Raw genomic sequence first — 19,277 nt, 5'->3', positions numbered from 1 at the left:
TCAGGGGCGCGCCGTCTCGCCCGCCATCCCGGCGATGGTCACGGGCTCGGCGGGCGGCGCGGGGTGCGGGTACACGGGCACGCGCTTGAGCCAGAGCCTCAGCGCCTCGTAGAGAATGCCGGCGACGACCTTCACCGACGACACGGGGTTGCTGAAGAAGAGACGCGCCAGCGCCGCGTCGCTCAACCGCCGGCGACGCGCCGTGTGAACCGCGGCCAGGACGGGGCCGGCCTTGTCGGAAACCGTGATGGCCAGCGTCAGCCGCTCGCCAGGGGGCGCGACGCGGAACGCGTAACGCATGTCCATCGGCATGAACGGGGAGACGTGGAAGTCCTTGGCGCAGCTCTGCCTGATCTCGCCATGGCCGCCGCCTTCGACAGGGATCACGTAGCTGTGCCGCTCGCCGAACGTGTTGTTGACCTCGTAGACGATCGCGCGGAGCGCGCCGCCGCTATCGTGGCAGTAGAAGACGCTCAGCGGGTTGAAGGCGAAGCCGAGGATGCGCGGAATGGTGAGAAGCCGGATCGCTCCGCCGTCGAGGTTCACCCCGGCGGACGCGCAGAGCCGTTCCATTTGGGCCCGCAGGGGTTCCGCCGTGCCGGCTCCGTAATCCCTGTCGCGGAAGGAGAACACGTTGAAGGCGTTGCGCGAGAACAGCCACGATGTCGCGCCGAGTTCGTCGATCTCGTCCAGGTCGAGCAGCAGCGAGACCAGACGATAGTTCAGGCGATGCGCGCGGGGCCGAGTCCGCCGGTGCATCACATGGCCGACATAGAGCGCGCTGGCCTCGATCATGCCGCTTCCCGCCGCTCCGCCGGCGCGGTGATGCGGATGCGGCCGGACTCGTCCGCCACCCGCCACGGCCGGCGCACCCCGCCCAGTTGCTCGGCGACCGCGAGGCCGGCCTGCAAGCCGTCCTCGTGGAAGCCGTTGCCGAAATAGGCGCCGCAGAACCAGGTCCGCCGCTCGCCTTGCAGCGACCAGAGCTCCTCCTGCGCCGCGACCGACGCCGCGTCGAACACCGGATGCTGAAAGGTGCTGCGGCAATGGACCAGGGCGGGATCGATGGCGTTGACCGGGTTGAGCGTGACGAACAGCGGCTTGGGCGAGCGAAGGCTTTGCAGGCGGTTCATCCAGTAGGTGACGGAGAGGGTCGGCGCGCTGGCCGAATCTCCGTCGCGATAGTTCCAGCTCGCCCAGGCGCGCCGCCGCCTCGGCATGACGCTCGGGTCGGAATGCAGCACGGCTTCGTTGGGGCGGTATTCGAACGCGCCCAGCAGCCGGCGTTCCTCGCTGTCGGCATCCGACAGCAGGGCAAGAGCCTGGTCGGCGTGGGTGGCGATCACCACCTGGTCGAAGCGTCGCGGTCCCGCGGACGTGACGATCTCGACGCCGTCGGGCGGCCGGCGCACGCGCAAGGCGGGCTGGCCCGTGACGATCCGGTCCGCGAAGGGGCGGGTGAGGCGGCTGACATACTCCCGGCTGCCGCCCTCGACGGTGCGCCACACCGGCCGCCCGACCCATTTCAGCAGGCCGTGGTTCTCGCAGAACCGGACGAACGCGGCGGCGGAATGCCGGGGGATGTCCTCCGCGGGCGTCGACCAGATCGCGGCGGCCATGGGGTAGAGATGGTCTTCCCGGAAGGGGACGCCGCAGCCCAGCATGTCGAGATAGTCGCCGAGGCCGATGTCGCCCATGTTCGGCAGGTCGCGCGGTGCCTGGCGATAGAAGCGCTCGAGGTCGCGCAGCATCGACCAGAAGCGCGGGGAAAGCAGGTTGCGGCGCTGCGCGAACAGGCCGTTGAGGCCGCTGCCCGAATATTCGAGGCGACCGCCGCGAAGCGAGACGGCGAAGCCCATGTCGGTCGGCCGGGTCGGGACGTCCAGGTGCCGGAACAGCGCGGTCAGGTTGGGATAGGTCGCCTCGTTGTAGACGATGAACCCCATGTCCACGGGAAGGCCGAGCGCCTCCACGGTGTGGCTGTGTCCGCCGATGCGGTCGTCCGCCTCGAATACGGTGACGCGATGCCGCTTGGACAGCAGCCACGCCGCCGACAGCCCCGATATGCCGCTGCCGATGACCGCAACGTCCAACCCACCGCCAAACCGCATCTAATCGTCCCCTCGCGCTCTTTTGCGCCAGGACACTCGCACAGCGCGAGCGCGACCGAACTACGGCACAAAGGCCATGGTCCCGTCCTCGCGGCGGCCGGTTAGAAGGCCCGATGACTTGGTTCGTCCCCGCGCTTTGCGCCGCCGTCTTCCTGTCGCTCGCCATGGCCGCCGCGTGGATGGTGGCGCGACGAGAGGGCGGGTCGGGCTGGACGGATGCGATCTGGAGCTTCGCCACGGGCGCGGCTGGCGTCGCCGTCGTGCTCTGGCCCGCCGAGGGCGCGTCAACCGGGCGGCAATGGCTGGTCGCAGCGCTGATCGGCTACTGGGGCGGCAGGCTCGGCGGGCACATCGCCTCGAGGACGCTGCTTCATGCCGGCGACGACCCGCGCTACGCCGAGCTTCGTCGCGAATGGGCATCGGACTTCGATCGGCGGCTGTTCCGGTTCCTGCAGATCCAGGCGCTCGCCGGGTGGGTGCTGGCGATGTCGGCGATGGTGGCGGCGCGCAACCCCGCGCCCTTTCCATCCTGGGGCGACGCGGCCGGGCTCGTTCTGGCTGTGCTGGCGCTGATCGGAGAGAGCGTCGCCGACGCCCAATTGCGCGCCTTTCGGCGCGATCCGATGAATCGCGGAGGGGTTTGCGACGTGGGACTGTGGTCCGTGTCGCGCCACCCCAACTATTTCTTCGAATGGCTGTTCTGGCTGGCCTTGGCGATGTTCGCCATCGGCCCTTTCGGCTGGAACTGGCTCGCCCTGGCCGCGCCGGCCATGATGTACTGGCTGCTGGTCCACGTCTCGGGCATTCCCCCGCTCGAGGCGCACATGCTGCGCTCGCGCGGGGACGAGTATCGCGACGTCCAGCGGCGGATCCGGCCGTTCTGGCCGATCCCGGGCCCGCCGTCCTTGAACGGACGCGCCCGCCCGGGCGTCAGGCCCGGATGAGCAGCCAGCGGATGGCCGCGAAGCCGGCCAGCGACGCCGCTCCCGTCAGAATCGCGCCCCATCCCATGTCGACGGCGGAGACGACGGCCGACCAGCCGCGCAACGTCGCCTGGTTGGTCAGGTCGTAGGTGGCGTAGGCGACGAAGCCCAGTAGGGCGCCGCGTCCGAGCGCGGTGGTCCAACGCCCCGTCTCGAGCGCGGGGAAGACGGCGAACACCAGAATTCCGACGATATAGATAACATAGAACAGCGCCGCCGGGCCGACCGCGAAGTCGTCGCGCAGCAAGGCTCCGAGGCGGGGCCGATAGAGCCGCCCGGCCGCAAGGCTGAGCCAAACAGCGTCGCAGCCCAGGAACACGAGCCCGCTGCTCACGAATCCAACGATCCACTGTCCCATATGTCGAACTTTCCCCGTTTGTGCGAAAGTGACTTGGGGACTGGCCTCGGATTCCCGTCAATCTGACATTCGGGGCATGTCGGGTTCGGTCGCCCGGCCCGTGGAGAGCGAGATTTCAGGACGCCCGTGGACACATCTGAAGTGAATCACCATCTGTCGCAGCATGACGGCCATTGAGGGAAACGGGCGGGATTCGGGAGTGTCGCTCTCGATCATGATCGACAAGAGTCCGATGGCGGCGGTGATCACCAACCCTCGACTCCCGGACAACCCGATCGTGGCCTGCAATCACGCGTTCGAAGCGCTGACAGGCTATCGGCGAGACGAAATCATCGGGCGCAATTGCCGTTTCCTGGCGGGGCCAAGGACGGAGCCGGGCCTGACCGCGCAAATCGTCGCGGCCGTTCGCGAGAGGCGTCCGGTGCTCGTCGAAATTCTCAACTACAAGAAGGACGGCACGCCGTTCCGCAACGCGGTTCTCGTCGCGCCGATCTTCGGCGAGACCGGCAAGCTCGACTATTTCCTGGGCTCGCAAATGGAGGTCGCCCCCGCCGACGGGGAGACCGCGATGGCGCGCCGCGCCAGGGCCAGGGATCGCGTCGACGCGCTGTCGCATCGCCAGCGGCAGGTGCTCCTGGAAATGGCGGCCGGAAAACTGAACAAGCAGATCGCCTACAGCGTGGGAATCAGCGAGCGGACCGTGAAGATGCACAGGGCCGCGGTGATGGAGGCCCTCGGCGTGAACTCGTCCGCCGACGCGATCAGAATCGCCGTCGAGGCGGGGTATTGACCGACAGCGACCCGGTCGATTCCACCGTTCGCCGCCGGACGCATTGCCGGCTTGCGCCAGCAGGCGCCGCTTGCGTCACGGAACGCTTGGACCCGCGCCTAAACCTCGCTACCGTTTCGGAAGAAGCCGGCCCATCATCGTCAGCCGGTTCGCGACGGGAGTGGTGACGGCCGCATGCGCATCATCGACATGAACTGGATGCAGGTGGAAAGCTATCTGCGGTCCGACGACCGCTGCGTGCTGCCCATCGGCTCGACCGAGCAGCACGGCTACCTGTCGCTCGGCGTCGACCTGATTCTCGCCGAGAGGGTGGCGGTCGAGGCCGCCGAGCCGCTCGGCGTGCCGGTGTTTCCGGTGATTCCCTACGGGGTCGCGCCCTATTTCGCGGCGTTTCCCGGCTCGGTGACGCTGCGCGCGGAAACCCTGCTCGCCGTGGTGGAGGATGTGCTGCGCTCGGTGCGGCGGGCCGGCTTCCGCCGGGTCCTCATCGTCAACGGCCACGGCGGCAACCAGCCCGTCGCCGCCAAGGCGGGCGACATGATGATCGAGTACCCCGACATGTCGATCAAGTTCCACAACTGGTGGAACGCCCCCAAGACCTGGGCGCGGGGCCTGCAAATCGACTCGACCGGGTCGCACGCCAACTGGATGGAGAACTTCCCCTGGACGCGCCTGGGGAACGTCGCGATTCCGCAGCAGGATAAGCCGGCGTTCGACCGGGAGATGCTCAAGGCCGCGCCGCCCAGGCAGGCGCGCGAGATCCTCGGCGACGGCTCCTTCGGCGGCGCGTACCAGAAACCGGATGAAGACATGGAGGCGCTGTGGGACGCCGGAGTGGCCGAAACGCGCGAACAGCTGGAGGGACCATGGCCGAAGCTGTGAGCGGGGATCTGCCCGAACTTGGACAGATTCTGGTCTGGGGCGCGGGGGCGATCGGCGCGACGCTCGGCGGCGCATGGGTGCGGGCAGGGCGGGACGTGCTGTTCGTCGACGCCGATCCCGACCACGTCGCCGCGCTGAACCGCGACGGGCTCACGATCGAAGGTCCGGTGGAGCAGTACACCATTCCCGTCCGGGCGGTGACGCCGGAGAACGTGAAAGGCGTGTGGACCTGCATCGTGCTGGCGGTGAAGGCCCATCACACCGAAGCCGCGGCGCGCGCGCTGGCGCCCCACCTCGCGGCGGATGGGTTCGTGCTGTCGGCCCAGAATGGCCTCAACGAGATCACCATCGCCAAAATCGTCGGCGAGGCCCGCACGATGGGTTGCTTCGTCAACTACGGCGCGGATTATCTCGGGCCGGGCCGTATCATCCGCGGCAACCGGGGCGCGGTCGTCGTCGGCGAAGTGGACGGGCGCGTGACGCCGCGCGTGCGGGCGGCGCATCGGCTGTTGCTGGAATTCGAGCCCGACGCCGTGCTCACCACGGACATCTGGTCGTATCTCTGGGGCAAGCTCGGCTACGGGGCGCTGCTGTTCGGCACTGCGCTGACGAACGAGTCGATCGCCGACGCGCTGGCGTCGCCCCGTCATAGGCCGGTGTGGCTGACGCTCGGCCGCGAGGTCATGGCCGTCGCGGCGGCCAAGGGCGTCAAGCCGACCGGCTTCAACGGGTTCGAGCCCGCTGCCTTCGCGCCCGGCGCGCCGCCCGAGCTGCTCGACCGCGCGCTCGACGAGATGGTGACGTTCAACCGGGGCTCGGCGAAGAGCCACTCCGGCATCTGGCGCGACCTCGCCGTGCGCAAGCGCCGGACGGAAATCGACGACCAGATCGGCATCATCGGCAGGATCGGCCGCGAGGTCGGCGTGGCGACGCCGGCGCTGGACCGGCTCGTCACGCTCATCCACGACATCGAGGAGGGCCGGCGGCCGCTCGACTGGGCAACCCTGGACGAGATGCTCCCGGCGTCCTCGGCGGCGCTGGCCTAGGGCCGCTCGCCGAGCCGCGCCAAATAGCGGGTCCAGGCTTTCAGCCCGGACTCGAGGCTCGAGAGCCGGAAGAACTCGTTGGGCGCGTGATAGTCCTCGTCCACGGTGGCGAACGAGAAGAACACCGTGTCGATGCCGAGCACGCGCCGGAACACCTCGCCGATGGGGATCGTCGCCCCCATCCGGACGCGGACCGGACGGCGGCCGAGCACCGATTCCAGAACGTCCTCGGAGAGCACCAGTCCGGGGTGGTCAGCCGGGATGGCGTAGGACGCCGCGCCCCCGTGCTCCACCCGAACGTCGACGGTCACGCCGCGCGGCGCGCGCCGGCGCAGGTCTTCCGCCACGAGTTGTGGAATGCGCCTCGGGTCCTGCCCCGGCACGAGCCGGCACGTGATCTTGGCGCTCGCCTGGGAGGGAATGACGGTCTTCTTGCCCGCGCCCGTGTAGCCACCGACGATGCCGTTGAATTCCAGCGTCGGCCTCACCCAGTTGCGCTGCAGAAGCGTGTATCCGCTCTCGCCCGCGCCCTCCGGCGCGCCGATGGAGTCGAGATAGGCGCGCTCGTCGAACGGGATGGCCGCGATCGCCGCCAACTCCGCCTCCGTCACCGGCTCGGCGTCGTCGTAGAAGCCGGGCACCGCCACCGCCCCCCGATCGTCGTGGAGGCCGGCGAGCAGACGGGCCAGCACCTGGATCGGGTTGGCGACGGCCCCGCCATGGCGGCCGGAGTGCAGGTCCTTCGCCGCCCCGGTCACCGTCACCTCCAGCGCGCAGATCCCCCGGCTGCCGACGGTGACGCTCGGGAGGTCGGCGCGCCATTGCGCGCCATCGGCCGAGAGCGCGAAATCCGCTTTCAGGGCCTCGCGGTTGGCGGCCACGAACGGCTCGAGATGGGCGCTGCTGACCTCCTCCTCGCCCTCGAACAGGAAGACGAGGTTGACCGGCAGCCGTCCGGTCTCGGCCAGGAACGCCGCCGCGACCTCGATGGGGATGAGCATGGGCCCCTTGTCGTCGGAGGCGCCGCGCGCGTAGAGCCGCCCGTCGCGGATCGACGCTTCGAACGGGCTCGATATCCACTTGTCGAGCGGGTCCGGCGGCTGCACGTCGTAGTGGCCATAGACCAGCACGGTCGGCTTGCCCGGCGCGCCGCGCCAGGACGCGGTGACGACCGGGTGGCCTTCGGTCGGCCGCACGGCGGCGTCCGCGAGGCCGATGGAGCGCAGCCGCTCCGCGACGAAGCCCGCCGCCCTGGCGACGTCGTCCCGATAGGCCGGGTCGGTGGACACGCTCGGGATGGCGACGAAACTCTTCAGCCGCTCGACGATGTCGTCATGCGAGGCGGCGAGTCGGGCTTCGACGGCCCGGGCGAGGTCGGCGGAGGGGACGGTGGCCTCGTCCATCTCACTTGCCCCCGTCGACGGGCAGGGTCTGGCCGGTGATCCAGCCCGCCTGTTCGCTGACGAGGAAGGCGACGGCGTTCGCGATGTCGTCGACCTTGCCGAGGCGGCGCGTCGCGATGCGCGACAGGAGCTGGCGCTGTCCGTCCTCGCCGTAGCTCTCCCACTGGCGTTCCGTCGTCGGGTTCGAGCGCACGAAGCCCGGCGCGACGCTGTTGACGGTGATGCCGTACTGGCCCAGTTCGTGCGCGAGCTGGCGGGTCAGGCCGATCTCGCCGGCCTTTGCCGCCGCATAGGCCTGGATGCCCGTGAGGCTGACGCCCAGTCCCGCTCCGGACGAAATCATCACCATCCGTCCGTAGCCCTTCGCCTTCATGCCCGGCGTGACCGCCTGGGCCAGGAGGAACGCGGCGGTCATGTTGATCGCCAGGATGGCGTGCCAGTCCTGTTCGGGAATCTCTTCCAGCGGCCGGCCGACCTGGCCGCAGACCCCGCCCGCGCTGTGGACGAGGATGTCGAACGGCCCGTGCTCGGCGACGAGCCGCGACACCTGGTCCTTGCTCGTGAGGTCGGCCGGAACGCCGCGGATGCGGCCTGACTGCGCTCCTTCGAGCGCGGCCAACTCGCCGGCCAGGATATCGACGCCGACGACCTCTGCGCCGTCGCGCGCCAGCGCCTCGGCGATGCCACGGCCGATGCCGTGGGCGGCGCCGGTGACGAGGGCCCTGCGGCCCGTGAAGCGGATATCCATCGCCTGTCTCCTGTTGGGGCGCGCCTTCGCGGCGCTCAGCCGTTGCGGATGCGTTCGATTTGCGGGAGCAGCACGGTCTGCACCGAGAGGGGGTCGGGCGCGTGCCGGTACTCGATGGTGGCGACGTGGGACGAAACCCGGTTCCGGACGTCCTCCGCCCCCGTCGCGTAGACGACGACGTCGACCCGCTCCAGCAGCTCGGCGAGCTTCGGATCGGACAGCACCGTCGCCTCCACCGAGGCCACGTGCGGCGCGAAGCGCTGCACGCCGGGCTTCATCAGCGGCAGGAATTCCGGGAAGAGCGACACGATCCCCACCCGTGCGAGCGGATCGATGGCGGCGAGCAGCGTGCGCGTGCGCTCGGAGGGGATGAAGTTGACGGTGGCGACCGGGGCGCGCCCGCCCAGAAGCGCCTCGACCTCGGTGCGGCGGTTGGCGAAGGTGACGACGAGGTCGGCGGCGGGCGGAGCGCGACGCATCGCCTCCAGCGTCATGGCCTCGACCCTGTCGCCCGGGCGCAGATGACGCGCGATCTCCTGCGCGTAGGCGCGGGTCGCGGTCTCAAACACGCCGGCCATCACGATCGTCAGGCGACGTCCCTCGCGGGCCCGTCCGCGGCCGATCCTGGCGTTGAGCAAGCTCGCCACCTCCGCAGGCGCGATGCCGGCGCTGTCGGCCTCCGACAAGGCGGCGTCGAGGTGCGCGCAAATATTGGCGACGACCGTGCGGCCCTCCGGCCGCTGCGACGCGACATAGGTGCCAGAACCGGCCCGCGCGTCGACGAGGCCGCGCTCGCGCAGGTCGCGGTAGACGGACACCACCGTCATCGGCGCGAGGCCGCCCGCCATGGCCAGCTCGCGAACCGAGGGGAGGCGCGCGCCGGCCGGCAATTCGCCGCACGCGATGCCGTATTCGATCAGCCCGCGCAGCTGCGTCGCCACTGGAATGGGCAGACTGCGGTCCAAAGCGGCGGCGACGTCGCTGAGAAGATGGGCGCTCGGCATGTGTTCTAGGCAGTTGATACGGAAAGCGGTATCGGAGCCCTTTCACCCTGCAATGATTGAAGGGCGCAAGGCAACACTCCGTTGACTCCTTTCGGTCTGGCCACCTAGCATCCTAGGAAGCCAGAACGGTTCACAGAACCACGCTTGAGGAGGGGAGTACGATGAGAAGGTCGTTCCTGAAGGCGAGCCTCGCGACGCTGATCGTGGCGAGCGGTGTCGTCGGCGCAAGTCTGGCGGCGGATGCCGCGACTCGCGGCGGCAAGATGATCTATGCGCGCTACGCCGATTCGCTGTTCCTCGACCCGGTGCTGAACGACGCGAACGTCGACATCTGGGTGATGAACAACATCTACGACACGCTTCTGACCCCCACGGCGGATGGGGTCGGCGTGCAGCCCGGCCTGGCGACGAAATGGGAAACCTCGGACGGCGGGAAGACCTTCACGCTGACGCTGCGCGAGGGCGTGAAGTTCTCCGACGGCACGCCGTTGACGGCCGCCGACGTCAAGTGGTCGCTCGACCGCGCCCGCGACCCGAAGGCCGGCGCGTGGAACTCGTCGCTGGCGTCCATCGACTCCATCGAGGCGAAGGAGCCTGGGACGGTGGTCCTCAAGCTCAAGAACCCCGACCCGACGTTGGTCGCGGCGCTGGCCACGTTCAACAGCGCGATCATGCCCCAGAAGCTGTTCGAGGCGACGCCGGGCGCGACGCCCGAGGACAAGGCCAAGGCCTTCGCCGAGAAGCCGGTGGGCACCGGGCCGTTCATGCTCACGTCGTGGAAGCGCGGCGTGTCCATGACGCTGAAGCGCAATCCGAACTACTGGAAGGCCGGCGAAGACGGCAAGCCGCTGCCCTACCTCGACGAGCTCGAGTTCCAGATCATTCCGGACGATTCCACGCGCCTGCTGAAGCTCAAGGCGGGTGAGATCGACGGCGCGGAGTTCATCCCCTACGCGCGGGTGAAGGAACTGCAGTCCGACGCCAACCTCCGCATGGAGCTGTGGCCCTCGACCCGCGTCCGCTATCTCACCATGTTCGCCGGCCCGACCTTCAAGGACGGCAAGCCGAACCCGATGGCGAACGTCAAGGTTCGCCAGGCCATGAACTACGCCGTGAATAAGGACGCCGTGATCGCCATCACGACGCTGGGCCTCGGCAAGCCCATGCGGTCGTTCATGTCCTCCACGACGCCGCTGTTCGTGGGGCAGGATCTCTACAAGTACGATCCCGCCAAGGCCAAGGCGCTCCTGGCCGAGGCCGGCTTGGCGAATGGTTTCGAGGTGTCGATCTACTCGCTCTCCGGCAATAGCGACGACCAGAACGACCTCCAGGCCGTGCAGCAGATGTGGTCGCAGGTCGGCATCAAGCTGAAGATCGAGCCGGTCGACAACCCGACCCGCACGGCGCGCTATCGGGAAGAGAACTTCCAGATGCGCACCGCCGCCTGGACGAACGACATCTCGGACCCGAGCCAGATCACGTCGTATTTCGCGTACTGGCCGAACATCCATTCGCTGCACTCGGACTTCAAGGATCCGCGCATCGACGAACTGTTCGAGAAGAGCCAGCGGGAGACCGATCCCAAGGCCCGCGCCGAGCAGTACAAGGAGATCCAGCAGCGCTACAACGAAGCGGCGCCGATCGTGTACCTCTACGAGACCCCGTATCCGGTCGCGTTCCGCAAGAACGCCAAGGGCTTCGTGCAGATCCCGCTCGGCAACAACCTGTTCGAGGCGGCCTACGTCGAGAAGTGACGTCGCGTTCATCGGCCGGCGGCTCGCAAGCGCCGCCGGCCCGATCCCCCGGAGGCGGGCCGGCTCGGCCCGTCTCGCGACCCCATGACGGCGGACCCGCACAAGCTTGAACAAAACTGGCTACATCGCAGCCCGGCTGCTGCAGATCGTCCCGACTTTCATCCTGATCGGGCTCGTCGTGTTCGTGCTGACGAGGCTGCTGCCGGGCGATCCCGTCAGCGCCATGCTGGGCGACCGCGCGACGGACGAAGCGGTCAACAGGCTGCGCGCCCAGATGGGCTTCGACCGGTCGATCTGGACGCAATTCCTGCTCTTCCTCGAGAGGGCGGTCACAGGGGATTTCGGCTCGTCCATCGCCTACCGGGTTCCGGTGACGCGCCTCATCGCCGAGCGGCTGCCGGTGACGCTGACGCTGACGGGGCTCGCCACCATCTTCGCCCTGCTGATGGCCGTGCCGCTGGCGCTGGTCGCCGCGCTCAACGCCAATCGCTGGCCGGACTACGTCATCCGCGTGGTGTTCCAGGTGGGGCTGTCCTCGCCCATTTTCTATGTCGGGCTTGTCCTGCTCACCGTGCTTGCGGCGTGGCTGCGGATTTTCCCGGTCGGCGGTTTCGGGGAGACGATGCTCGACCACCTCTGGCACCTGTTCCTGCCGGCGATCACGCTGGCGCTCTCCTTCGCCGCCGTGATCATGCGCAACCTGCGGGCCTCGCTGATGGAAGTCCTGGAGGCCGAGTTCGTCGAGTTCGCCCGTGCGAAGGGCCTGCCGCGTCAGATCGTCCTGATGCGCCACGTGCTGCGGAACGCGCTGATCACCACGGTGACGCTGGTGGGGCTGCACATCGGAGCGTTGCTCGGGGGCGCGGTGATCACCGAGAGCGTGTTCGCGGTGCCGGGGGTCGGGCGGCTGATGGTCGATAGCATCTTCGCGCGCGACTATCCGGTGATCCAGGCGCTGACCCTCGTTCTCGCGGTGATCGTGTCCGTCGTCTTCCTGGTGACGGACCTGATCCAGATGACTCTCGATCCGCGGGTGACGCGATGAGCGCCGCTCTTCCCGAGGACGCGGCCGGCGAGATCTCCGGCCGCAAGCGGACCCGGCGATTGCGGCTCACGCGCGTGCCCGCGCCCCTGCTCGCGGGCGTGGTCGTCGTCAGCTTCTTCCTGCTGTGCGCCATCGCGCCCGAGGCCATCGCGCCCTACGACCCGATCGCCTTCGACTACACGGCGCTTCTGTCGCCGCCCAGCCTCGCGCACCCGTTCGGCACGGACCAGTTCGGACGCGACATCCTCTCGCGCACCATCGCAGCGTCGACCATCGACCTGCAGATCGCGATCTTCGCCACCATCGCGCCGCTGGTGATCGGCACGCTGGTCGGTCTGTTCATCGGCTATTACGGCGGGTGGGCCGACATTCTGTTCGGGCGCCTGGTCGACCTCGTCGTGACCTTTCCCTTCCTCGTGATCGTCATCGCCATCGTCGCGGTGCTGGGGCCGGGATTGTTCAACATGTATGTCGCCGTCAGCGTGATCGGCTGGGTGTTCTATGCGCGGCTGACGCGCGGCGAGGTGATGGTGCTGCAGCAGTACGACTACGTGGCCGCGGCCAAGGTTCTCGGCTACAGCCAGGCGCGCATCCTATTCCGGCACATCCTGCCCAACGCCGCGCGGCCGGTCCTCGTCTACTGGATGACGGACATGGCGCTGGCCATCCTGCTCGGGTCGAGCCTCGGCTATCTCGGGCTGGGGGCGCAGCCGCCGACGGCCGAGTGGGGCGTGCTCATCGCCGACGGCAAGAACTTCTTCTCCCAGGCGTGGTGGATCACCGTATTCCCCGGCTTCGCCATCGTCCTTTGCGGCATCGGCTTCTCCCTGCTCGGCGACGGCCTCGCCGACCTGCTCGACGTGAAACGATGAGCGCGAGGCTGACGGAACCCGTGCTGCGGGTCGACAATCTCGGCGTCCGGTTCGACACGCCGCGCGGCGCGGTCAACGCGGTGAGCGGCGTGTCGCTTACCGTCGGGGCAGGGGAGGTCCTTGGACTCGTCGGGGAATCCGGGTCCGGCAAGAGCGTGACCCTGCGCGCCCTGATGCGGCTGCTGCGCCGTAACGCGACCGCCTCCGGCCGCGTGATCTGGCGCGGCGAAGACCTGCTCGCGGCGCCGGAACGCCGCCTGCGCGAAGTGCGCGGCCGGGAGATCGCGATGATTTTCCAGGAGCCGATGACGGCCCTGAATCCGGTCCTCACCATCGCCCAGCAGATCGACGAGAGCCTCGTGGCTCACCGCAACCTGGACGAACGGGCCCGCCGCGCCCGCGCCGTCGAGCTGCTCGACCTCGTCGGCATCCCCTCGGCGTCCGTTCGCCTCGACAACTATCCTCACGAGTTTTCCGGCGGCATGCGCCAGAGGGCGATGATCGCGATCGCGCTCGCCGCCGAGCCCTCTTTGCTCCTCGCCGACGAGCCGACGACGGCGCTCGACGTGACGATCCAGGACCAGATCCTCAAGCTCCTGCTGGGCCTCGTCGCCGATCTGGGCATGGCGATGATCCTGGTCACGCACGATCTCGGCGTCGTCGCCGAAACCTGCGACCGCGTCTGCGTCATGTACGCCGGGAGGGTTGTCGAATCCGGACCCGTCTCGGCGGTCTTCGCCTCGCCGCGCCATGCCTATACGCACGCGCTGTTGCGCTCGATGCCGAGCGGAGAAGCGGCGCGCCAGCCCTTGACCCCGATTCAGGGACAGCCGCCGCGGCTCGATCGACCCATCGTGGGCTGCGCCTTCGCGCCAAGATGCGCTTTCGTGATGGACGCCTGCCGCGCCGCGACGCCGCCCCTGATGCTGGTCGGCGAGGGACGGGAGGCCGCCTGTCTGGCGGCGGACCGACTGGCGGCGCTGGAGACCGTCGCATGAACGCGGTCGCCGCCTCCGCTCCGCTGCTCGAGGTCGACGACCTGGGCAAGAGCTTCACCCTGCGCCGGACGGCGTGGGACGGCCTTCGCGGCCGAGCCGCCCCGGTGCTGCGGGCCGTGAACGGCGTCAGCTTCGCGGTGGAGCGCGGCCGCACTCTCGGCATCGTGGGTGAATCCGGCTGCGGCAAGTCCACTCTCGCGCGCTGCCTCGTGCGGCTGCTGGAGCCGGACAACGGTTCGGTCCGCTTCGAGGGCGTCGACGTGCTGCGGCTCGAAGGCGCGGAGCGGCGCGCCTTCAACCGTCGCGTCCAGATGGTGTTCCAGGATCCCTACGGCTCGTTGAACCCGCGCCTGTCCGTCGGGGACTGCCTGAGCGAAGCCCTCGTGGTGCACGATCTGGCGCGCGGGCCTGCGGTGGCGCGGCGGGTGGAGGAGCTGCTCGACCTCGTGCATCTTCCCCGCGACGCGGCGGATCGCTATCCCCACGAGTTTTCGGGCGGCCAGCGCCAGCGCATCGGCATCGCCCGCGCGCTCGCCGTCGAGCCGTCCCTCATCATCGCCGACGAGCCTGTCTCGGCTCTCGACGTGTCGGTGCAGGCCCAGATCGTCAACCTCTTCCTGGAGCTTCAGGAGCGGCTCGGGCTGGCGCTGGTGTTCATCACGCACGATTTGCGCCTGGTGCGTCATGTGTCGCACGACCTGGCTGTCATGTATCTCGGGCGCGTTCTGGAGACCGGGCCGACCGAGCGCATATTCTCAGCCCCGCGCCATCCTTACACGCAGGCGCTCCTCGCGGCCGCGCCGCAGATGACGCCGCGTCGCCGTTCGCGCGACGAGGCCGTGCGGGGCGAATTGCCGAGCCCCGTCGCGCCGCCGCCGGGCTGCGCCTTTCACCCGCGCTGCCCGATCGCCCAGCCCATCTGCCGCGAGCGCGTTCCGGCGCTCGAACCGCGCGGGGGCGATTGGCCGGTCGCCTGCCATCTCGCCGGTTCCGGCGCATCGTAATTCGGAGAGGTTTCATGACGATCCAGGCGCTTGGCGAGCGCATCGCCACCGTGAACGACATCCTGTGCTCGCTCGGCGTGCTGGTGTGGGACTCCCGCACGATGATGCCCTCAGGCGGCGCCGTCTCCAGAGGCTTCCAGATCGCGACGCTGACGAGGACGGCACGGGACCTGCTGGCGAGCGACGACACGCTTCGTCTCGTCGAGAGCGCGGAGCGCGAGGCGGCGAAACTGCCCGCGGACGCGCTGGACCGCGAGGCCGTGCGGCAGGTGCGGGAGGCGGTCGAGGCGCACAGGCGCGTGCCCGGCGACGTCATCGAGCGGCGCGCCGCGGTGCGCGCCCGCGCGAACGCCGCCTGGATTGAAGCCCGCGCCCGCGACGACTTCTCGACCTTCCGCCCCTACCTGCAGGAAACCGTGGCCAACACGCGCGAATACGCGGATGCGCTGGGCTGGACCGGTCACCGCTACGACGCGCTGCTGCGTCTCTACGAGCCGGGCGAAACACTCGAGCGCTTGCGCCGGCTGTTCGCCGAACTGCGGGCGGGACTGAAGCCGATCCTGGCCGCCGCGCGGGCGCGGCCGAACGGCGCGGGCGCGATCCTGCACCGGACGTTCCCGGTCGAGACGCAAAGGGACGTTGCGCTGGGTCTCGCACGGACGCTGGGCTACGACCTCTCGCGAGGACGGCTCGACGGCACCGTCCACCCGTTCGAGATCTCGTTCACGCGCGAGGACGTGCGGATCACGACCCGCTACAACGAGACCTTCCTGCGCCCGGCGCTGTTCGGCGCGATGCACGAGACCGGGCACGCGCTCTACGAGCAGAATGTCGACCCGGCGTTCAGCCGCACCGTGTTCGCGACCGACCTGCTGGGGCTCTACGCGGTCGGCGGCACGAGCTTCGGCGCGCACGAGTCGCAGTCGCGGCTGTGGGAGAACCACGTGGGACGCAGCCTCGCGTTCTGGCGGCTGCAATTCCCCGCCCTCAAGGAGCGCTTCCCCGAGGCGCTGGGCGATGTGACGGCGGAGCGGTTCTACGAGGCCGTGACGACGGTGGAGCCGGGTCTCATTCGCACGGACGCGGACGAACTGACCTACGACTTCCACATCATGCTGCGCGTCGACATCGAGGCGGCCCTGATCGGCGGCGAGATGGAGGTCGACGACGTGCCGGAAGCCTGGCGCAAGGCGATGAAGGACGGGCTGGGCCTCGACGTGCCCAACGACCGCCTGGGCTGCCTCCAGGACATCCACTGGTCGTCCGGCATGATCGGGTCGTTCTGCACCTACACGATCGGCAACGTCATGGCGGCGCAGCTCTTCGAGGCGGCTCTGGCCTCGGACGACGCCATCGCCGCCGGGCTGGAGAAGGGCGATTACGCCCCGCTGGCGGGGTGGCTTCGCGAGAACGTCTGGCGGCATGGACGCAGCCGGTCGCGCGAGCAGATCCTGGTGGCGGCGACGGGGAGGGGGCTCGAGACCGGCCCCTATCTCCGCTACCTCGCGGGAAAATACGGCGCATAGCGACCGCCCCCGCTACCCGCCCAGCTCGTGCGCGGGCGGCGCGGGGAGGGGAAGCGCTTCGGCTTTCCACTGCATTCTCACTGGGCCGCCGGCGGCAAGCGCCTCCGGTTCAGGAACGACCATGGTCGTGCTTGCGTTGAGCCGCACCGAAACTGGACGGAGCAGCAACGCATGAAACGCATCATGATCGCGGCCGTGGCGTTCGTTGGCCTTGGCATGACGTCGGCCATGGCCCAGGACGCCTCCATCAGCATTCGCACCGGCGGTTACGACAACGGCCCCGGCTATGTCCACCGCGAGAGGCGCGTCTACAGCACCCCGACCTACACGCAGCGCCGCGTGATCGTGCGCCACGACAACGGTCTCCATCGCGGCTGGCGTCACGCGCGCGGCTGGGAGCGCGACCGCGAAATTCGCACCGGCACGATCAGCCGCTGCAAGACCGTGACGGTGCGCCGCGACGACATGGTGCGGACGGTTCGCCGCTGCAGCTGACGCACAGGCGAGAGGCGGGCGGGTCGCCCGCCTCTCGCGCGCTTCGTGACACTCAGGCCGCGAGGTCGAAGCGATCGAGGTTCATCACCTTCGTCCACGCCGCGACGAAGTCGCGCGTGAACTTCTCCTTCGCATCGGCGCTGCCGTAGACCTCGGCCAGCGCGCGCAGTTGAGAGTGCGCGCCGAAGATCAGGTCGGCGCGCGTGGCCGTCCATCGCGTCGTACCGGTCGCCCGGTCGCGGCCCTCGAACACGCCGTCGCTGCCGTCCACCGCCTGCCACTTCGTGCGCATGTCGAGCAGGTTCACGAAGAAGTCGTTGGTCAGCGCTCCCGGGCGGTCGGTGAGCACGCCGTGGCGAGGCTGGCCGACCTGCAGGACGCGCAACCCGCCGACCAGCACGGTCATCTCCGGACCCGACAGCGTCAGCAGCTGCGCCCGGTCCACCAGATGCTCTTCCTCGGTCATGATCGGCGCCCGCAAATAGTTGCGGAAGCCGTCGGCCTTCGGCTCGAGATAAGAGAAGGACTCGATTTCCGTCTGCTCCTGCGAGGCGTCCATGCGGCCGGGGGTGAAGGGCACCTTCACGTCGACGCCGCCGGCCTTCGCGGCCTGCTCGACCGCGGCGCAGCCCGCCAGCACGATGAGGTCGGCGAGCGACACCTTCTTGCCGCCGGACGCCGACGCGTTGAACTCCTGCTGGATGGCTTCCAGCGCGCGCAGCACCTCGGCCAGCCGGGGCGGATCGTTCACTTCCCAGTTTTTCTGCGGCGCCAGCCGAACCCGCGCGCCGTTCGCGCCGCCACGCTTGTCCGAGCCCCGGAAGGTCGACGCCGACGCCCAGGCCGCCGACGCGAGCTGGGAGACGGGGAGCCCGGTCTTCAGGATGCGCGCCTTCAACGCCCCGGCGTCGGCCTCGTCGATCACCTTGTGGTCCAGCTCGGGGATCGGGTCCTGCCAGATCAGGGGCGCCTTGGGCACGAGCTTGCCGCGATAGAGCCGCAGCGGCCCCATGTCGCGATGCGTGAGCTTGAACCACGCCTTGGCGAACGCCTCGGCGAACTCCGGAAGGTTCGCATGAAAGCGCCGGGAGATCTTGTCGTAGACCGGGTCCATGCGCAGCGCGAGGTCGGTGGTCAGCATCATCGGCGCATGACGCTTCTTGGGGTCGTGCGCGTCCGGCACCGCGTCGGCGCCCGCGCCGCCCTTCGGCCTCCACTGATGGGCGCCGGCGGGGCTCTTGGTCAGCTCCCACTCGTAGCCGTACAGCGTGTCGAAGAAGTCGTTGTCCCAGGTCGTGGGGGTCGGGGTCCACGCGCCTTCCAGCCCGCTGGTGATGGTGTGGCCGGCCATGCCGCTCTCGAACGTGCTGGCCCAGCCGAGCCCTTGCGCCGTGATATCCGCGCCTTCCGGCTCGGCCCCAACGTGGCTCGCCGGTCCCGCGCCGTGCGCCTTGCCGAACGTGTGCCCGCCGGCGATGAGAGCGACAGTCTCCTCGTCGTTCATGGCCATGCGGCGGAACGTCTCGCGGATGTCGCGGGCGGCGGCGAGCGGGTCCGGCACGCCGTTCGGCCCCTCGGGGTTGACGTAGATGAGGCCCATCTGCACCGCGCCGAGGTCGCCCTGCAACTCGCGGTCGCCGCTGTAGCGCGCATCGCCCAGCCAGGTGTCCTCGGACCCCCAGTTGACGTGCATCTCCGGCTCCCAGCTGTCCGCGCGGCCGCCGCCGAAGCCGTAGGTCTTGAAGCCCATCGATTCCAGCGCGACGTTGCCGGTCAGGATCATCAGGTCGGCCCAGGAGATCTTGCGGCCGTATTTCTGCTTGATCGGCCAGAGCAGCCGGCGCGCCTTGTCCAAATTGCCGTTGTCCGGCCAGGAGTTGAGCGGCGCGAAGCGCTGCTGCCCGCGGCCGCCGCCGCCGCGCCCGTCACCCACGCGGTAGGTGCCGGCGCTGTGCCAGGCCATGCGGATGAAGAAGGGCCCATAGTGCCCATAGTCCGCCGGCCACCAGGACTGGCTGTCGGTCATCAGGGCGCGCAGGTCCGCGATCACGGCGTCGAGGTCGAGGCTCTCGAACTCCTTGACGTAGTCGAAGCCCTTGCCCATCGGGTCGGCGTCTTGGGTGTTCTGGTGAAGCACGCCGATGTTCAGCTGGTTCGGCCACCAGTCGCGGTTCATGCGACCGCGTGAGTGGGGGACCGGGCATTTCGCCGTGCTTTTCTCGTCCGTTCTCGCGTTCATGATCGAGCCTCCCGTCGTG

At 69.0% G+C, this 19,277-nt stretch carries 18 protein-coding genes; 11 read left to right on the top strand and 7 right to left on the bottom strand.

Annotation, left to right across the window (positions count from 1 at the left end):
• Nucleotides 1-795, bottom strand: a complete 795-nt coding sequence (locus NK718_RS12985) for a DUF1365 domain-containing protein (protein ID WP_254742895.1) — start codon at nt 793-795, stop codon at nt 1-3.
• Entirely contained in the window at nt 792-2,111 is a 1,320-nt protein-coding gene (locus tag NK718_RS12980) for an NAD(P)/FAD-dependent oxidoreductase (protein WP_254742891.1), read from the bottom strand. Before NK718_RS12980 ends, NK718_RS12985 begins: the two co-directional genes overlap by 4 nt.
• A 113-nt stretch (nt 2,112-2,224) precedes the next feature.
• On the opposite strand from NK718_RS12980, the gene NK718_RS12975 reads away from it, so the two are divergent.
• Nucleotides 2,225-3,055, top strand: a complete 831-nt coding sequence (locus NK718_RS12975) for a DUF1295 domain-containing protein (RefSeq protein WP_254742888.1) — start codon at nt 2,225-2,227, stop codon at nt 3,053-3,055.
• Here NK718_RS12975 and NK718_RS12970 read toward each other — a convergent pair.
• Nucleotides 3,042-3,428, bottom strand: a complete 387-nt coding sequence (locus NK718_RS12970) for a DUF2177 family protein (protein ID WP_254742885.1) — start codon at nt 3,426-3,428, stop codon at nt 3,042-3,044. The two genes, NK718_RS12975 and NK718_RS12970, sit on opposite strands and share 14 nt — an antisense overlap.
• Before the next feature lie 223 nt (nt 3,429-3,651).
• On the opposite strand from NK718_RS12970, the gene NK718_RS12965 reads away from it, so the two are divergent.
• From NK718_RS12965 to NK718_RS12955, 3 genes are all read left to right on the top strand, one after another.
• Nucleotides 3,652-4,242, top strand: a complete 591-nt coding sequence (locus NK718_RS12965) for a LuxR C-terminal-related transcriptional regulator (protein WP_254742882.1) — start codon at nt 3,652-3,654, stop codon at nt 4,240-4,242.
• A gap of 174 nt (nt 4,243-4,416) precedes the next feature.
• Nucleotides 4,417-5,124 carry a creatininase family protein gene (locus NK718_RS12960; protein WP_254742879.1) on the top strand — a complete coding sequence of 236 codons (708 nt, stop codon included), beginning with the start codon at nt 4,417-4,419 and terminating at the stop codon, nt 5,122-5,124.
• Nucleotides 5,109-6,170, top strand: coding sequence for a ketopantoate reductase family protein (locus tag NK718_RS12955; RefSeq protein WP_254742876.1), 1,062 nt, complete (start codon nt 5,109-5,111; stop codon nt 6,168-6,170). Before NK718_RS12960 ends, NK718_RS12955 begins: the two co-directional genes overlap by 16 nt.
• Here NK718_RS12955 and NK718_RS12950 read toward each other — a convergent pair.
• From NK718_RS12950 to NK718_RS12940, 3 genes are read right to left on the bottom strand one after another with little or no spacing between them, the layout of a single operon-like run.
• Nucleotides 6,167-7,573 carry a dipeptidase gene (locus NK718_RS12950; protein WP_254742873.1) on the bottom strand — a complete coding sequence of 469 codons (1,407 nt, stop codon included), beginning with the start codon at nt 7,571-7,573 and terminating at the stop codon, nt 6,167-6,169. The two genes, NK718_RS12955 and NK718_RS12950, sit on opposite strands and share 4 nt — an antisense overlap.
• A gap of 1 nt (nt 7,574) precedes the next feature.
• Entirely contained in the window at nt 7,575-8,321 is a 747-nt protein-coding gene (locus NK718_RS12945; RefSeq protein WP_254742870.1) for an SDR family NAD(P)-dependent oxidoreductase, read from the bottom strand.
• 35 nt (nt 8,322-8,356) lie between these two features.
• Nucleotides 8,357-9,325 carry a GntR family transcriptional regulator gene (locus NK718_RS12940; protein ID WP_254742867.1) on the bottom strand — a complete coding sequence of 323 codons (969 nt, stop codon included), beginning with the start codon at nt 9,323-9,325 and terminating at the stop codon, nt 8,357-8,359.
• Between the two features lie 161 nt (nt 9,326-9,486).
• On the opposite strand from NK718_RS12940, the gene NK718_RS12935 reads away from it, so the two are divergent.
• From NK718_RS12935 to NK718_RS12905, 7 genes are all read left to right on the top strand, one after another.
• On the top strand, nt 9,487-11,079 hold the full coding sequence (locus NK718_RS12935; protein WP_254742864.1) for an ABC transporter substrate-binding protein: 1,593 nt from the start codon (nt 9,487-9,489) through the stop codon (nt 11,077-11,079).
• A 106-nt stretch (nt 11,080-11,185) separates the two neighbouring features.
• Nucleotides 11,186-12,124, top strand: a complete 939-nt coding sequence (locus NK718_RS12930; protein WP_254742861.1) for an ABC transporter permease — start codon at nt 11,186-11,188, stop codon at nt 12,122-12,124.
• The gene (locus NK718_RS12925) at nt 12,121-12,996 is read left to right on the top strand and encodes an ABC transporter permease (RefSeq protein ID WP_254742858.1); all 876 of its coding nucleotides are present in this window, start codon (nt 12,121-12,123) and stop codon (nt 12,994-12,996) included. Before NK718_RS12930 ends, NK718_RS12925 begins: the two co-directional genes overlap by 4 nt.
• Nucleotides 12,993-13,994 (top strand): ABC transporter ATP-binding protein, encoded by a 1,002-nt coding sequence (locus tag NK718_RS12920; protein WP_254742855.1) that lies wholly within the window; start codon nt 12,993-12,995, stop codon nt 13,992-13,994. Before NK718_RS12925 ends, NK718_RS12920 begins: the two co-directional genes overlap by 4 nt.
• Nucleotides 13,991-14,998 carry an ABC transporter ATP-binding protein gene (locus NK718_RS12915; protein WP_254742852.1) on the top strand — a complete coding sequence of 336 codons (1,008 nt, stop codon included), beginning with the start codon at nt 13,991-13,993 and terminating at the stop codon, nt 14,996-14,998. The genes NK718_RS12920 and NK718_RS12915 overlap by 4 nt, the downstream gene beginning before the upstream one ends.
• Before the next feature lie 14 nt (nt 14,999-15,012).
• Complete coding sequence (locus NK718_RS12910) at nt 15,013-16,524, top strand: carboxypeptidase M32 (RefSeq protein ID WP_254742849.1); 1,512 nt, start codon at nt 15,013-15,015, stop codon at nt 16,522-16,524.
• Nucleotides 16,525-16,695: 171 nt separating this feature from the next.
• Complete coding sequence (locus NK718_RS12905) at nt 16,696-17,019, top strand: hypothetical protein (protein WP_254742846.1); 324 nt, start codon at nt 16,696-16,698, stop codon at nt 17,017-17,019.
• Nucleotides 17,020-17,071: 52 nt separating this feature from the next.
• On the opposite strand, the gene katG is transcribed toward NK718_RS12905, so the two are convergent.
• Nucleotides 17,072-19,258, bottom strand: coding sequence for a catalase/peroxidase HPI (katG, locus tag NK718_RS12900; protein WP_254742843.1), 2,187 nt, complete (start codon nt 19,256-19,258; stop codon nt 17,072-17,074).
• Nucleotides 19,259-19,277: the final 19 nt, after the last annotated feature.

Source organism: Alsobacter ponti (assembly GCF_024294805.1).
Taxonomy (GTDB): Bacteria; Pseudomonadota; Alphaproteobacteria; order Rhizobiales; family Beijerinckiaceae; genus Alsobacter; species Alsobacter ponti.
Note: the sequence above shows the minus strand (reverse complement) of the source record. Positions and strands in the feature narration are given on the sequence as shown.

Coding starts and splice junctions, on each gene's coding strand:
- NK718_RS12985 (WP_254742895.1), bottom strand. CDS start 795: ATGATCGAGGCCAGCGCGCTCTATGTCGGCCATGTGATGCACCGGCGG.
- NK718_RS12975 (WP_254742888.1), top strand. CDS start 2,225: ATGACTTGGTTCGTCCCCGCGCTTTGCGCCGCCGTCTTCCTGTCGCTC.
- NK718_RS12945 (WP_254742870.1), bottom strand. CDS start 8,321: ATGGATATCCGCTTCACGGGCCGCAGGGCCCTCGTCACCGGCGCCGCC.
- NK718_RS12910 (WP_254742849.1), top strand. CDS start 15,013: ATGACGATCCAGGCGCTTGGCGAGCGCATCGCCACCGTGAACGACATC.
- NK718_RS12950 (WP_254742873.1), bottom strand. CDS start 7,573: ATGGACGAGGCCACCGTCCCCTCCGCCGACCTCGCCCGGGCCGTCGAA.
- NK718_RS12925 (WP_254742858.1), top strand. CDS start 12,121: ATGAGCGCCGCTCTTCCCGAGGACGCGGCCGGCGAGATCTCCGGCCGC.
- NK718_RS12935 (WP_254742864.1), top strand. CDS start 9,487: ATGAGAAGGTCGTTCCTGAAGGCGAGCCTCGCGACGCTGATCGTGGCG.
- NK718_RS12955 (WP_254742876.1), top strand. CDS start 5,109: ATGGCCGAAGCTGTGAGCGGGGATCTGCCCGAACTTGGACAGATTCTG.
- NK718_RS12960 (WP_254742879.1), top strand. CDS start 4,417: ATGCGCATCATCGACATGAACTGGATGCAGGTGGAAAGCTATCTGCGG.
- NK718_RS12920 (WP_254742855.1), top strand. CDS start 12,993: ATGAGCGCGAGGCTGACGGAACCCGTGCTGCGGGTCGACAATCTCGGC.
- NK718_RS12905 (WP_254742846.1), top strand. CDS start 16,696: ATGAAACGCATCATGATCGCGGCCGTGGCGTTCGTTGGCCTTGGCATG.
- NK718_RS12980 (WP_254742891.1), bottom strand. CDS start 2,111: ATGCGGTTTGGCGGTGGGTTGGACGTTGCGGTCATCGGCAGCGGCATA.
- NK718_RS12915 (WP_254742852.1), top strand. CDS start 13,991: ATGAACGCGGTCGCCGCCTCCGCTCCGCTGCTCGAGGTCGACGACCTG.
- NK718_RS12940 (WP_254742867.1), bottom strand. CDS start 9,325: ATGCCGAGCGCCCATCTTCTCAGCGACGTCGCCGCCGCTTTGGACCGC.
- katG (WP_254742843.1), bottom strand. CDS start 19,258: ATGAACGCGAGAACGGACGAGAAAAGCACGGCGAAATGCCCGGTCCCC.